This is a genomic window from Ornithinibacillus sp. FSL M8-0202 (assembly GCF_037975285.1).
Lineage (GTDB): Bacteria > Bacillota > Bacilli > Bacillales > Amphibacillaceae > Ornithinibacillus > Ornithinibacillus massiliensis.
Genome location: NZ_CP150248.1, coordinates 1,148,246 through 1,162,530, shown reverse-complemented (window position 1 = coordinate 1,162,530; position 14,285 = coordinate 1,148,246). Strand labels below are relative to the sequence as shown.

15 protein-coding genes are annotated in these 14,285 nt (G+C 36.6%); 11 read left to right on the top strand and 4 right to left on the bottom strand.

What is annotated here, in order from left to right; all coding sequences use genetic code 11:
* Window positions 1-432 precede the first annotated feature (432 nt).
* Window positions 433-1,191: a FixH family protein gene (locus MKY78_RS05950; protein WP_339216940.1), complete on the top strand. Its 759-nt coding sequence runs from the start codon at window positions 433-435 to the stop codon at window positions 1,189-1,191.
* Window positions 1,192-1,276: 85 nt separating this feature from the next.
* Here the strand turns inward: MKY78_RS05950 and MKY78_RS05945 are convergent, their stop codons facing one another.
* Window positions 1,277-2,494, bottom strand: a complete 1,218-nt coding sequence (locus MKY78_RS05945; RefSeq protein ID WP_339216938.1) for an MFS transporter — start codon at window positions 2,492-2,494, stop codon at window positions 1,277-1,279.
* Window positions 2,495-2,642: 148 nt separating this feature from the next.
* Here MKY78_RS05945 and MKY78_RS05940 point away from each other — a divergent pair, with 148 nt between their 5' ends.
* From MKY78_RS05940 to MKY78_RS05925, 4 genes are all read left to right on the top strand, one after another.
* The gene (locus MKY78_RS05940; protein ID WP_339216936.1) at window positions 2,643-3,530 is read left to right on the top strand and encodes a phosphotransferase; all 888 of its coding nucleotides are present in this window, start codon (window positions 2,643-2,645) and stop codon (window positions 3,528-3,530) included.
* 204 nt (window positions 3,531-3,734) lie between these two features.
* A complete protein-coding gene (locus MKY78_RS05935) occupies window positions 3,735-5,408 on the top strand; it encodes a zinc ABC transporter substrate-binding protein (protein WP_339216935.1) in 1,674 nt (557 codons plus the stop codon).
* Between the two features lie 198 nt (window positions 5,409-5,606).
* Window positions 5,607-6,257 carry an HAD family hydrolase gene (locus MKY78_RS05930; RefSeq protein WP_339216933.1) on the top strand — a complete coding sequence of 217 codons (651 nt, stop codon included), beginning with the start codon at window positions 5,607-5,609 and terminating at the stop codon, window positions 6,255-6,257.
* A gap of 663 nt (window positions 6,258-6,920) precedes the next feature.
* Window positions 6,921-7,427, top strand: a complete 507-nt coding sequence (locus MKY78_RS05925) for a DUF1648 domain-containing protein (protein WP_339216932.1) — start codon at window positions 6,921-6,923, stop codon at window positions 7,425-7,427.
* A 38-nt stretch (window positions 7,428-7,465) separates the two neighbouring features.
* Here MKY78_RS05925 and MKY78_RS05920 read toward each other — a convergent pair whose 3' ends face one another.
* From MKY78_RS05920 to MKY78_RS05910, 3 genes are read right to left on the bottom strand one after another with little or no spacing between them, the layout of a single operon-like run.
* Window positions 7,466-8,248: a hypothetical protein gene (locus tag MKY78_RS05920; RefSeq protein ID WP_339216930.1), complete on the bottom strand. Its 783-nt coding sequence runs from the start codon at window positions 8,246-8,248 to the stop codon at window positions 7,466-7,468.
* Window positions 8,232-9,116, bottom strand: a complete 885-nt coding sequence (locus MKY78_RS05915) for an ABC transporter ATP-binding protein (RefSeq protein ID WP_339216929.1) — start codon at window positions 9,114-9,116, stop codon at window positions 8,232-8,234. The genes MKY78_RS05920 and MKY78_RS05915 overlap by 17 nt, the downstream gene beginning before the upstream one ends.
* Entirely contained in the window at window positions 9,113-9,490 is a 378-nt protein-coding gene (locus MKY78_RS05910) for a GntR family transcriptional regulator (protein ID WP_339217854.1), read from the bottom strand. Before MKY78_RS05910 ends, MKY78_RS05915 begins: the two co-directional genes overlap by 4 nt.
* Before the next feature lie 212 nt (window positions 9,491-9,702).
* Here MKY78_RS05910 and MKY78_RS05905 point away from each other — a divergent pair, with 212 nt between their 5' ends.
* The 6 genes from MKY78_RS05905 to MKY78_RS05880 all read left to right on the top strand — a co-directional run bounded on the left by MKY78_RS05905 (window position 9,703) and on the right by MKY78_RS05880 (window position 14,237).
* Window positions 9,703-10,419: an MBL fold metallo-hydrolase gene (locus MKY78_RS05905; protein WP_339216927.1), complete on the top strand. Its 717-nt coding sequence runs from the start codon at window positions 9,703-9,705 to the stop codon at window positions 10,417-10,419.
* Window positions 10,419-10,985, top strand: a complete 567-nt coding sequence (locus MKY78_RS05900; protein WP_339216926.1) for a TetR-like C-terminal domain-containing protein — start codon at window positions 10,419-10,421, stop codon at window positions 10,983-10,985. The genes MKY78_RS05905 and MKY78_RS05900 overlap by 1 nt, the downstream gene beginning before the upstream one ends.
* Before the next feature lie 166 nt (window positions 10,986-11,151).
* Window positions 11,152-12,552, top strand: a complete 1,401-nt coding sequence (gene rlmD / locus MKY78_RS05895) for a 23S rRNA (uracil(1939)-C(5))-methyltransferase RlmD (protein ID WP_339216924.1) — start codon at window positions 11,152-11,154, stop codon at window positions 12,550-12,552.
* Window positions 12,553-12,594: 42 nt separating this feature from the next.
* Window positions 12,595-12,747 (top strand): DNA-binding protein, encoded by a 153-nt coding sequence (locus MKY78_RS05890; RefSeq protein ID WP_091703652.1) that lies wholly within the window; start codon window positions 12,595-12,597, stop codon window positions 12,745-12,747.
* A gap of 12 nt (window positions 12,748-12,759) precedes the next feature.
* On the top strand, window positions 12,760-13,245 hold the full coding sequence (locus tag MKY78_RS05885) for a peptidoglycan recognition family protein (protein WP_339217851.1): 486 nt from the start codon (window positions 12,760-12,762) through the stop codon (window positions 13,243-13,245).
* Between the two features lie 38 nt (window positions 13,246-13,283).
* Window positions 13,284-14,237: a calcium/sodium antiporter gene (locus MKY78_RS05880; RefSeq protein WP_339216923.1), complete on the top strand. Its 954-nt coding sequence runs from the start codon at window positions 13,284-13,286 to the stop codon at window positions 14,235-14,237.
* Window positions 14,238-14,285 lie beyond the last annotated feature (48 nt).

Below are 14,285 nucleotides of genomic sequence, written 5' to 3'. Positions count from 1 at the left end.
ATATCGTTTTATTAGATAAGAATACAAGAAAGAGATACCGATAAGAAGTACGAGTAATGGAAGATTCCATACCAAATGCCCCAATAGTAAAAAATCATAATACATGAAATCACCCTTCATGTTGTAGTGTATCAGCTACTTATCCCTACAATATATGTTGGAAATTGCTCATTATATTCATCCATTCAGTCTCATCATGAAGATATAACGAAGAAGGTTTCATGCTTAGACAATAGATTCACACTTTATTCACAACAATAGGTTGAATATTAGCTGTAGTACTGTTACATTTCTGTTAGAGGTAATTCATTGTCAATCAGAATAACAGGTGGGAAAGAAGATAAAATGTATCGTGTTTAAAAGGATAGCTAGTGATTTAAATAAGTGAGAGAATGCCCCTGTCGATTGAACGGGGTAATGGAGGAAATGAAGATGAAAAAATACATAGGTTTACTCATGATATTACTTGTAGGTGCTTTAGCTGCATGTGGCAATAATAATAATGGGGAGAAGACTGACGCTGATGAGGAAGTTAAAGCAGTTAACGTTGATTTTCAGCTTCCTGAGCATGCGGATGTAGGGGAAGTAGTAGAATTAAAGGCAATCGTCACATATGGTGATGAATTAGTGAAAGATGCGGATAAAGTGGAATTTGAGTATTGGGTACAAGGAAATGAGAAAGAGACGACAACGGTTGAAGGTAAAAACAACGACGATGGTACATATACGGCAGATGTAACCTTTGAAGCGGATGGTATTTATGAAATATATGCTCATACCACAGCTAGAATGGTGCATATAATGCCTAAAAAATCGATTACAATAGGCGAAGGGAACGCTACAGCTCATGAGGAGCATGGGGAAGGACATGATAATCATGATCATTCCAGTCATGAAGAAGGGTTTATGATGCATTTTATGAAGCCTGGAGATGTGCAAGTTAATAAAGAGATTAATCTGACTTTACATTTGATGATGAATGATGAACCTCTTGAAGGTGCAACAGTTCGTTATCAAATTAACAAAGACGGTACGGAAGAGTATGAGTGGGTTGACGCAGACGAACCCGCCTCAGGGGAGTATAGTGGTTCTTACTCTTTTGATAAGGAAGGAACATACACGATTGTAGTTCATGTTGAGAATGATGAAGATCTACATGAGCATAAGGAATACACGGTGGAAGTAAAATAATAGAATGATGAAAGAAAAACACGTGAAAGGATCAAGCGAAACGAAGAGGCTTTCACGTGTTTTTATCATTTACAAGTTATTCGCTTTACGACTCTTTAAAATACAGCTTCTTCGCTGGTAAAAATATACTAACAATAACCAAGCAAGCGATTATAAGCATACCGACTGCTAAAGTAATAATAGTTATTCTTAACGGTATAATATCAGCTATTGCTCCAACCATTAACACAAAAACAATCTGAAGCAGGCTTAAGAACAACTGGAACAAACTAGTCACTCTCCCCATCATCTCAGTCGGAACATTGTTTTGGTAAAAGGTGGTGATACCGGCATTTAGAAATGCATTAAAGAATCCAAGGATCATAAACCCAACGGTAATAGAAAGGAATGACCAAGAAAAAGCGTAAAGCAGATAGCCAACCGTCTCCATCATCATTCCAATTGCTATTAAGTATCGGATAGATAAATTTTTAGAGAATAGAGTAACAATGAAAGCACCGACAATTGCTCCAATCCCCGTAATACTAATGAGTAAGCTATATTCCATTTCGGACAAGCCTACCACCTTTTGTGTAAAAACGACCTCTTGCGCATCCATAGCAAAAGAGAAAATGGTCGTTGCAAGAAAGGCAGAATAGATAAAGGCAATATACTTGTTTTCCTTGATAAATTGAATGACAATAATCCAGTCAGATTTTATTTGCGCGAAGGATAAAGTTGGCGTGTTTCCTTTCTCATGTGTCTCCTTATCAGGTAATCTACTCAATAATATTGCAGCCATGATAAAGGCTAAAGAGTTAATAAGAAGGGTATAGTCTACACCCAAAAGTAAAATCAAAGCCCCTCCGATTGCTGGCCCAATAATAAATGCACCAGAGGTAGTCAATGATTGTATAGAGTTATAACGCTTGCGAATGGTTTTCGGTACTAATTGCGCTATGTACGTCATGGAGGAAGGAGTAAAGAAAGATTTCGCTATGCTTAAGAAAACTAAGAACAAAAAGATGAACCATATGTTAGGTAAAAAGGGAATGCAAAAAATAGTAAGGGCTCTTGCTATGTAAGTAACAATCATTATTTTACGTTTGCTTCTATAATCGATGAAACTACCAGTCCAAAATTTAGTCAATACATTCACAACTGGGCCAATAACCCATAAACCTGCCACCGCAGCTGCTGATCCAGTCATTTGATAGACCAATATATTAATTGCTACTAAATAGATAAAGTCCCCAATTCCTGCTATCCCAACAGAGATTAATAAAATAACAGGTTGCTTCCAAACTGCCAGATTGAGTTTCATTATATAACTCCCCGCTTTCTCTATCTAAATTGATTATAATTTTTATTCATAAAGTTCTCATTGCTTTTTATTGAATTTATTGAAATAATTGTTAATTGTGAACAAAGTGTGAAGGAAGGAACATGGGTTAACTTCAAGGAGGAAAGCTATGAATCTAAAGGAAATAGTGCGAAATGAATATGGAGTCTCTTCAATAGAGGAAATAACCAAGATAGAAAGTGGCATAAGCTCAAATGCAAAACGAATTGTTACAGCTGATGGAAACTATATTCTTAGAAGAGTTAAGAGTGTAGAACAAGCTATAACAGAATATAAAATCTCACAGGAATTACGTCATGATAATCTTTCATCCATCATAATTTTGAATCAGGATAATGCTCCCTATATCAAGCTTAATAATGAGGTTTATAACCTTCAGACAGAAATACCAAATCTACTGGAAAAAGACAGCATTAACTTCTTTGAATTAGGGAAAACAATAGCTATATTTCATTCTAGAGTACAGAAAATAGATGGATTATTTTCACAGGAGGATCGCTTTCCATTAGAGCGCATGTGGAACCAAGTAAAAGTAAATCCTAAGTTTGACGCAACAGAATATAGTGGAAAGCTAACCAAATTAGTAGAGCAATGTTTAAGCTATAATCATAAGGACAATTACTATATCCATGGTGATTTAGGTAAATGGAATTTACTATTTGATAAGTCGAATATCTATATAATTGATTTTGGAGAAGTAAGAAGAGGAAATAACCATTTTGATATTAGCGCTGTTCTTTCCTCCACGATAAATTGGAGCTTAGGGGATGAACAACTATTCCTTCAGGTACGCCAATTTAAAAATGGGTATGGATCGAACTTTCATCAGTGGAACCATGCCATTCTTAGGGAAAGCTTTCATTTATGGTTTACAAGAGGAATGGTTGCTTTATTGGCTCAACAAGGAATAAATGAACGAACGAATCATGCGATTAATTTCATGATGAAAAAATGCACCAGAACAGAAACAGTATTCAAGCACTTATCTGCTAATTAGTTAGGCGGAAAGTGCTTTTTTATTAGATAGGCTGTTTCTAACGGGATTAAAAAATATAATAAGAATACAGGATTAAGGAATCGATTATCCCAATGTTAAGTATGTTTATAAAATAAAAAATAAATCGTAATCGTTACTATTTACAAAACGTAATCATTACGATATAGTATTATTGTTCAAATCATTAAAAAGGGAGATTGAGAAATGAAGTATGTAAAATCAATACTCATGCTATTATTTATTACTCTATTTATTGTAGGGTGTTCATCAGCGGATGATAATAATAGTAAACAAGATTCTGATGGCAAGAAAGATTCAGAGCTTACTATATACACATCTGTTTATCCGTTTCAATATGTAGTGGAAGAAATTGCAGGTGATACCGCTACTGTAAAAACCGTTTATCCTCCTGGAGCAGATGCTCATACATATGAGCCTACATCAAAAGATATTATCGATATAGCAGACAGTGATGCATTCATTTATCTTGGATCTAGAATGGAAAGCTTCTCCGATTCAATTGCTGAAGCTTTGGAAAATCAACCTGTAAAATTAATAGAGATGGGTAGTTATCATGAACTATTCCATAGCGGTCATGACCACGACCACGATCACGGACATCATGATCACAGTGATGAGCCTATTGAAATTACTGGGCTATCAGACCATTATCATACCGATGATTCTATTACTCTAACAGCAGTCGTTAATATGGATACAGACGAAGATCATTTTCATTGGTTTGCATTAAATCCTGGTGAAAAAGATTGGGAGATTGTTGATGGTCAGACATCTGATCATTTTGAAGGGAAAGCTCAGGTAGATGGTCAACAAATCAAGGTTGTACTATATGGTGACGATCATGAGGTTGTTGCAGAATCAGAACCTGTAACGATAGTAATAGATGACCATGGTCACGACCATGATCACGGAGACGAAGAGCACGGCCATGATCATGACCATGATGGAGATGACGACCATGGCCACAACCATGACCATGATGGAGACGACGATCATGGCCACAATCATGACCATGATGGAGACCATGAGCATGGAGACGCAAGTAATGCAACAGGAAATGTTGAAATAGATGGCCTATTAGGGCATTATCATACTGGTGACGCTATTAAACTAACAGCTATCCTTGCAGACGGAGTAGATTATGACCATACACATTGGTTTGTTCTAAATCCAGGTGAAGAAGAATGGGGAGAAGTAGAAGGGCAAACTTTTGAGAATTATGAAAGTGAAGCTGAAGTAAAAGATCAGCAAATCAAGGTTGTATTTTACGGTGACGATCATGAGGTTGTTGCAGAATCAGAACCTGTTGTGATAGAAATTGATGACCATGAAGGAGATCACAACCCTCATATATGGACTGATCCACAACGTATGATAAAAATTGCAGAAATTATTAAAAATCAGTTAGTGGAAATGAATCCAGATGCAGAAGAGATGTACAATGAGAATCTTGAGGCATTAAAAGAAAAACTAACAGATTTAGATAATAATTTCATTGACCTTTTATCTAAGAAAGAAAACAAAGCGATTATCGTTTCCCATGCTGCCTTTGGTTACTGGGAAGAGCGATATGGAATTGAACAAATTGCTATTCATGGACTGTCTACAGCTGAGGAGCCTTCTCAAAAGCAATTGACAGAAATTATTAATCAATCCAAAGAGCATAATTTAGATTACGTTTTATTTGAACAAAATAGCTCGAATAAATTATCAGAAGTTGTTCAAAAAGAGATTGGCGCAACTCCGATAACTATTCATAATCTTGAGGTTCTAACACAAGAAGATATTGATAATGGAGAAGACTATATCTCATTAATGGAACGTAATTTGGAAGTATTAGATCAAGTTACTAAATAATAAATAAAAATAAGCAAGATGAATTATCTCTTCCCTGATTTTCTTTGAGAATCAGGGAAGTTTTTTTATTGCTCGAAGAAATTATGATCGTGTATTTGAGAAGGTTAAGAATATCTGTTGGAAAAGCAACAGAGCCAAAATTTCACCACTCGTATTATGTTAGAATAATAGTAATAATCGGTAGCAGGAGGGGGAAACATGGTTAATTACAAGGTGATTTTATTTGATTTAGATGGAACACTTTCAGACCCAAAAGAAGGAATTACAAAATCTGTACAATATGCACTGCAAAAAATGAACATCATCGAAACGAATATGGATAAATTGGAGAGCTTTATTGGTCCACCCCTACAAGTATCGTTTGCAGAGTATTATGGATTTGAGGAGTCTCAAATCCAGCAGGTAATTGAATTTTACCGAGAAAGATTTATAGAAAAAGGAATGTTCGAGAATGAATTATATTCTAACATTCCAATATTATTAAAAACATTGAAAGAAAAGGGACTTAAATTAGTAGTGGCAACGTCTAAACCGACTGTGTTTGCGGAACAAATCGTACAGCATTTTCATATAGATTCTTATTTTGAATGGATTGTGGGCAGTAATCTTGATGGATCTAGAACTTCTAAAACTGAAATCATACAGTACATATTAGATCGATATAGCAATTATAATCTGGATGATTTTATTATGATTGGAGATAGAAAGCACGATATTATTGGGGCTACAAATATGGGGATTGACTCTATTGGAGTCACCTATGGATATGGTTCGATAGAGGAACTAAGTCAATCTGATCCTACGTATATCGTTGACAGTGTAGTTCAGTTAAACAATATGTTTGGATAATCTTATTGTTGGCGGTGAAATGAAAAAGGGATGTAGTAGGATTAATTCTGTTTATGCTAGGTGTTGCATTAACAACGAATGTGTCGATGACCTTTTTAAGGGAATAAAGCGGAAAAAGGTAACAGAGAGAGTGAGTCAGTAACCTTTTTGAGAGAAAGAAGTAGAAAAAGGTAACAGAGAGAGTGAGTCAGTAACCTTTTTGAGGGAATAAAGCAGAAAAGGTAACAGAGAGAGTATCAGTAACCTTTTTGACTGAATGAAGTAGAAAAAGGTAACAGAGAGAGTATCAGTACCTTTTTTGATGGAATGAAGTGGAAAAAGGTAACAGAGAGAGAGTATCAGTACCTTTTTTGATGGAATGAAGTGGAAAAAGGTAACAGAGAGAGAGTATCAGTAACCTTTTTAAGGTAATGAAGAAGAAAAAGGAAACAGAGAGAGCGTGTCAGTAACCTTTTTAAGGTAATGAAGAAGAAAAAGGAAACAGAGAGAGCGTGTCAGTAACCTTTTTGAGAAAATGAAGCAGAAAAAGGAAACAGAGAGCCCCCCTCAGTAACCTTTTCGAGAGAATGAAGGAGTCAGGGAATCCAAATTTTTTCTGAAACCTCCTGTGAACTGTTACGTATGTAAAGGTAGAATCCATAAATTGGAGAGGGGTGGAGTGGAATGGCTGATTCTGGAAAACGTCCGAAGATAAAAATAGCAAAAACAAAATCGGAATGGATTTTTGATGTTATTGGATATTCTGCGTATATTGGGTCTATTATCTTATTAATAACGATTTGGTCCTCCCTGCCAGACGAGGTTCCGGCTCATTATAATGCATTAGGTGAGGTAAATCGTTGGGGTAATAAGTATGAATTATTAATTTTACCGATTGTTGGTGGATTTTTACTTTTGATGATGCAGTTGCTTGAGAAGTTTCCGGAGGCACACAATTATCCAAGTAGATTTAACGAATCCAATGCTGCGCAATTTTACCTTGTAAGTAGACAACTGCTGAACCAGCTTAAGAATAGTTGTTTACTATTATTTGGATTACTATTATTCGAATCCATATCGATTGCATTAAACTGGACGAAAGGTATGGGGGGATTGTTTTTACCACTATTAATTGTAATGACTGTAACTCCAATTGTAATGGCTATTCTGAGACAGAGAAAGATTAAATAAGATCCCTTCTTTAAGAGTAGAGAAGGGATCTTATCAGGTTAAATTTTGATAGGAGCATTTTTACTGAAATAACGGATTAGTATAATCAAGACCAATCCTAAGACAATCAGAACAATTTCTGACATGCTAGCGGGAATAAAATCTGTAGTAATTATCCGATCAGGAATTGGTAGTTCCAGTGAAGTGCGCAATAGGGAGTCTTTAACAATCATGATAACAAACCCGATTAAAACAGTACCTAAGCCGATAATCGTATTGAATCGGTAAAAGCCCATACCGATGAGCCAGCCTATTAAATAGTAAAAAAAGATATTAATTGCATAAACTAGAATGGATAGGAACCAGTTACTCGATGGTTCTACATAAGGAGATAAAATAAATGTCAGTACAATATCACTAACGATATGAGCCTCAACATCTAAAGCAGACGTATTAAATTCAGCTGCTTTAAATGTGAATATATCCATCCTCGTTAATAGGAACTGAAGGAATGATGAAATAACTAATGTAATAATTGGGATCATAAAGGATAAACCAATTGAAGAGAGTAAGGCACCTTTATAGTAATCCTTTCTCGTCACACCATTTTCCACATAATAGGCTAAAAAGAACGTAGTCAATATTCCGATGACAAACATATAAATACCAGCAGCTACAAATACAGCATTATAATACGTATCTAATTCGTTTCCGTTCATATATAGAGATATTCCTTTAATAATCTGGACAATAAGCATTACTCCTAAAAGTGCAATTGTCCAAGAGGACAGAGCCATAAACATATCAGAAGCAACTTTAGGATAATTAGCTTTTTGTTTCATATACATCATCCTCCTTTGTTAAATGCACAAATAACTCATGAAGTGTTACTGGTGCAATGTCTATCCCTTTATCTGATGCAATTCTTCGTTCATCTCCCGAAAGTTCTCCCAAGATAGTAACCGCTTTGGTTGCTCCTAAGCGCTCTTCATGAATCGATTGTTTCGATTGAACAAAGTCATCCACAACATCCGCATTACCAGTGATTTTTGCCCCTTTTGAAATAAACGCATCATAATTCTCCTGAAGCATGATTTTTCCTCCATGCAATAGCAGTACTTCATCAAATAAATAATCCATTTCTGATACAAGATGGGTAGAAAGGATAATGGTTCTTGGATGCCTTTCTTGGTCTTCCAGCAATTCTTTATAAAAGATATCCCGAGAAGGTGCGTCCATTCCTAAATACACCTCATCAAAAATGGTTAGTGGTGCTCTACTTGCGAGTCCGATGGTCACATTTACAGCGGATTGCATTCCTTTAGAGAGCTTTTTAATAGCCTTCTTCTGGTCGAGTTTAAATCGTTTCACTAGGTATTCGGCATATTCACGATCAAAGTTAGGACGAAATCGTTCAACACCTTCTAATAGTTTTTTGACACTATCTGTTTCATCCTTATAGTCCTTGTTGTAAAGAAAGGCAACCTGTTGCATAATAGAGGCATTTTCAAATGGTGCCTCACCATTAATGGTAACGGAGCCAGCGGATTGTTCACGAAATGAGGCGAGGATAGATAGTAGAGAAGTTTTTCCAGCTCCATTTCGTCCTAAAAGTCCATAGATTTTCTTATCTGTTAACTCGAATGACACATCCTGTAAGGCAGCATAATTCCCATACTTTAAACTAAGCTTATCAACTTTTACATTCATTCTTTATCACGACCTTTTACTTTTTTAATAAAACCGATGATCTCGCTTTCTGTAATTTCCAGTTTATCTGCTTCTTGTACGAGCTTGATAATGTAGTCTTCGATAAAAGATTCTTTTCTTTTTTGGAGAAGCTTTTCTCTTGCTCCTTCTGCAACAAACATTCCAATCCCTCTCTTTTTATAGAGAATTCCTTCATCAACTAGCTGACTTATACCTTTAGCTACGGTGACGTGATTAATTTTATAGAAGTTAACTAGCTGATTGGTCGAAGGAGCCTGTTCTCCTTCTTTAAGCTGTTTATTAATGATTTGATCTTCAATTTTTTCCCGAATCTGGATATAGATCGGTTTATCTTGATCAAAAGCCTTGCTCATTTTATCGCCCACTATCTTCATTTGGTTATATCCTAATACGGTTATATAGTCATGTATATAACTATAATGGTGGGGTTGGAATCTGTCAATAGTGATTAAGCGAAATTTACAAAAATAGGCTTGCAAAAGGTGCGACGATGAATTACATTAAAACTAATGGTATTAGTTTTTGCGGTTTGGTATGAATATAAAGGGATGAGGAGGAAGAATGGATGAGAGTTGTACGTTATCAGAATCTGTATCAATTGACGGTTTTACCGAGGGTTTTTCCAGTTAATTGTTATATTTATGAGGAAGAAAACGAGCTTACGTTAATTGATGCTGGTATCCCAGGGAGTTATAAAGGGATCGTTAAAATGGTTAAAGAACTGAATAAGCCATTAACCAATATTATATTAACTCATGCACATGGGGATCATGTTGGGGCTTTGGATAGATTGAAGCAGACATTTCCTAATATAATCGTATCCATATCAGAAAGGGATAGTAGATTACTAAGGGGAGATGTTTCATTGGATCGAGATGAACCACAAATGCCAATTAAAGGTGGAGTTCCAAAAGGTTTAACGACGAAAGCTGACCACCTGTTAAAGGAAGGTGATCGAGTAGGATCGCTTGAAGTTCTTGCTACTCCTGGACATACACCGGGGTCCATCTCATTACTCGCTGCAAAACATGGGATAATGATAGCAGGAGATGCTTTACAAACTCGTGGAAGGATGGCGGTTGGAGGACAATTAGTGTGGAGCTTTCCTTTTCCTGCTTTTGGCACATGGAACAAAGAAATTGCTCTTGAAAGTGCAAGGAAGATTATGTCCAGAGAACCTATATTATTAGCTGTTGGACATGGAGACATGATTGAAAATCCAGGTCCGAATTTGGAAAAGGCGATTAATGAGGCAGAGAGTCAAATAGAGAAAGGAGTCTGATGATGCCGCGAGTAGGACTTAACTTAGAGCAAATAGTTCAGACTGCTGCTGAAATAGCAGATAATCAAGGAACAGAAGCAGTGACATTAGCGGGTATTGCAAGAGAACTATCTGTTCGCCCACCATCACTATTTAACCATGTAAAAGGGCTGCCCCAGATTAAAAGGGAGCTATCCCTTCTCGGAGTGAAAAAACTGTTTCAAAGAATGAACGATGCGACAAGAGAAAAATCGGGGGATGAGGCTATATTTGCTATAGCTAATGCCTATCTTCAGTTTACAAGAGAGCACCCTGGATTGTACGAATACACGATTGCGTTACCAAAGCCTAAGGATGAAGAAATAGAAAGAGAAAGTAATAAAATACTTACCCTCATTCTTACACTATTTCAATCCTATCCATTATCAGAGGAAAATGCCATCCATGCGGTGAGGGGATTTAGAAGTATTTTGCACGGCTTTTCCTCACTAGAACAAAAGGGTGGATTTGGCATGCCTATTGAACGAAATGATAGTTTACATTATATGATTAGGGTATTTTTAGCTGGTCTTAATAAAACAGAATGATACCGAATATGGCTGCTATTTTTTTTAGCAGGCTTTTAAAATAAATATAGGAATTCCCAATTAAGTTCTCATCCGCTATAATAGGAAAGTATGTAAAGAAATAGAACTGTTAAGATTGATACTATAGTGTTTATATAGATAATGACTGTGAGAGGAGGAAACAATCTTGACGACAGTAAATAGTGAAACATATATTGCAGAAATAAATGATTTAGATAAAAAAGGTTCGGGTCGAGCGGTTGTTTGGCGTGATATTGGCGAGGTTAATCCTAGAAAGCTAAAGCTTACGATTCCACAAACACTACCGAGTGAAAAGGTACGTGTTACAGTGGGGCAGCCAGACCGAAGAAGAACTAGAGTTATGCCGGAAGAAATTGTAGAGGCACATCCAGAACGAGTAGCGCCTCCATGCCCGCATTTTGAACGATGTGGTGGTTGTGTATGGCAGCACTGGACCTATACAGGGCAATTAAATGAAAAAACAAATCATGTAAAGAAAGTCTTGGAACAGCAAGGATTTGATCCTAGTCTCGTTCATGACACCATTGGCATGGACAATCCGTGGCATTACCGGAATAAGATGGAGTTTACGTTTTCTAAGGAAGGCGATTTAGGGCTTCACGAATTAGGAAATTGGAGAAAGATTATTTCTTTAGAAACTTGCCTAATTGCTGGTAAGGATATGGTAGAAGCTACAATGGAGGTTGCTAACTGGGCTAAAGCTCATGAATTATCAGGCTATGATAAGGATACCCATGAAGGCTTACTACGCCACCTGATGGTTCGTCAGTCATTTGCAACTGGTGAAATTATGTTAGGTCTATTTGCTACCGAGGGTCCTACTGGGGAACTAGAAGTGGCAGCGAAAGATTTAGAAGACAGAATTACTACCAAATTCCCTAAAGTAAAGAGTCTAATGTGGTTTAAAAATACCGACTGGGGTGACCGTACTCAAGCAGAAGAATCCCATATTCTAGCAGGACGCGACTTCATTTATGATGAGATGCTAGATTATCGCTTCCGTATTTGGTTTGATACGTTCTTCCAAACAAATCCAACACAGGCGCAAAAGCTAGTCGAATTGGCACTAGAAATGGGTAAACCAAAAGAAACAGAAAAAATGATAGATCTATTCTGTGGTGTTGGTACATTCTCGCTTCCATTTGCTAGCCGAGTTGGGAAGCTAGCGGGAATAGAAATCGTCGAAACCTCTATTGAATCTGCTAAACGTAATGCGAAGGATAATGGAATCTCGAACACATACTTCCTAGCAAAAGATGCTAGACGTGGAATTGATGAAGTGCTAGAGAGCTTTGGTATCCCTGAGCTTCTATTATTAGATCCACCTCGTTCTGGTGCTGGTGGAAAAGTAATGCGCAGAATCGGTCGTGCTCAGCCGGAACGTATTGTCTATGTATCTTGTAATCCTGATACATTTGCAATTGATATTAAGGAACTAGAGCCGTTTGGTTATGAACTAGTAGAAGTTCAGCCGGTTGATTTATTCCCGCATACGACGCATGTGGAGTGCGTAGCATTGATGTCTAGGGTTGATGAATCAGTGTAGTTTAAGTGTTGATATAATAAGGTTTTCCAGTGGTATTGGAGAATATCCAAAAGAAGAGTTCAAACATTATGTAGTGAAGGAAGAATTAAAGGCGTGATGAAAGTGGGGATGGTTTGGGTTATACCATCTATGGCAATAAAACCAGCAGATACAGAAAGAAAACGAATTATTGAAATTTATTTTATGAATTATTAGGCTGGAAGAAAAATCACACCAAAAGGAATTATGGTTCATAGCACAGGGGCAAACAATCCGAATTTAAAGCGTTACGTTGGTCCAGATGATGGTTTATTAGGAAAGAATCAATACAACAATCACTGGAATCAGCCACGACCTGGTGGCAGACAGGTGTGTGTTCATGCTTTTATCGGAAAGTTAAAAGATGGATCGATTGCCACTTACCAAACGTTACCCTGGAATCACCGCGTATGGCATGCGGGTGGAGATGCGAATAATACACATATTGGTTTTGAAATCTGTGAAGATAATTTAACCGACAAAACTTTTTATGATAAGGCTTTTGTCGGTGAGACTATTGTACATAATTTTAACTGGGGAAATCGCAATAAAGAAATTGTTATGTATTACATATCCCAAATAGATTTAGATGATAAAATCGTTAACGCATTAAATAATGCGTTAGATAGTGCTTATCCTCCTTTCAAATTAAGAGATTGTATTAATAGTAATTAGAAAATAATAGAAACTAAATGAGTTAAGGAGAATAAACAATGACTTATATTTTATTGATTATCGGCTTTGCATTATTGATAAAAGGAGCCGACCTCTTTGTAAACGGATCTTCCAATATTGCCAAACTGCTCCGGGTTCCAACTATTTTAATCGGGTTAACTATTGTGGCTTTTGGAACAAGTTCACCGGAAGCGACTGTCAGTATTATTGCAGCACTGGAAGGAAATGCAGATGTTGCACTTGGTAACGTAGTGGGAAGCAATATTCTTAACATTACCCTTATTGTAGGTGTCACAGCATTCTTATATCCTTTGAGAGTTGAAAGTGAGACCATTAGAAAAGAAATCCCATTTACCTTACTCTCAAGTGTAGCATTGCTAATTCTTATGAGTGATATTGCATTGCAAGGATCGAGTAGCAACTTACTTACACGCAGTGATGGATTTATTCTTTTATTGTTCTTATCCATCTTTATGTACTATTTAATTGAGATTGGCCTAAAAAGTCGGAAAGAGAAAGCAGACGAACCAGTTCCTGAGGACATCAGGTGGGGTAAAAATATATTAATTACCATACTAGGATTGGCTGCAATTATATTTGGAGGGGATTTGGTAGTAGATAACGGTACAGAAATTGCTTATTCTCTCGGTATGAGTGAAACATTGGTGGGGTTAACGATTATTGCAATTGGAACATCCCTTCCCGAACTTGTCACTTCCATCTCTGCGGCACTGAAAAAAGAAAGTGAGATTGCGCTGGGTAATATTGTCGGGAGTAATATTCTTAATATTTTATTTGTACTTGGTGGCTCGGCTACTATTTCTCCACTAGCAACAAATAATAAAATGTTTATTGATGTCATTCTTATGATTGTACTAACTATTATATTATTGGTTTTCTCAAGAACGAGCTTCAGAATTGGAAAGCGGGAAGGATTCGTGCTTGTCGCCGCCTACATTATTTACTTAGTGTATATTATATTGCGGAATTAATGAAATAGTCGTTCATTAATACAAGCGATTAGAGATTTTTTGTTATGA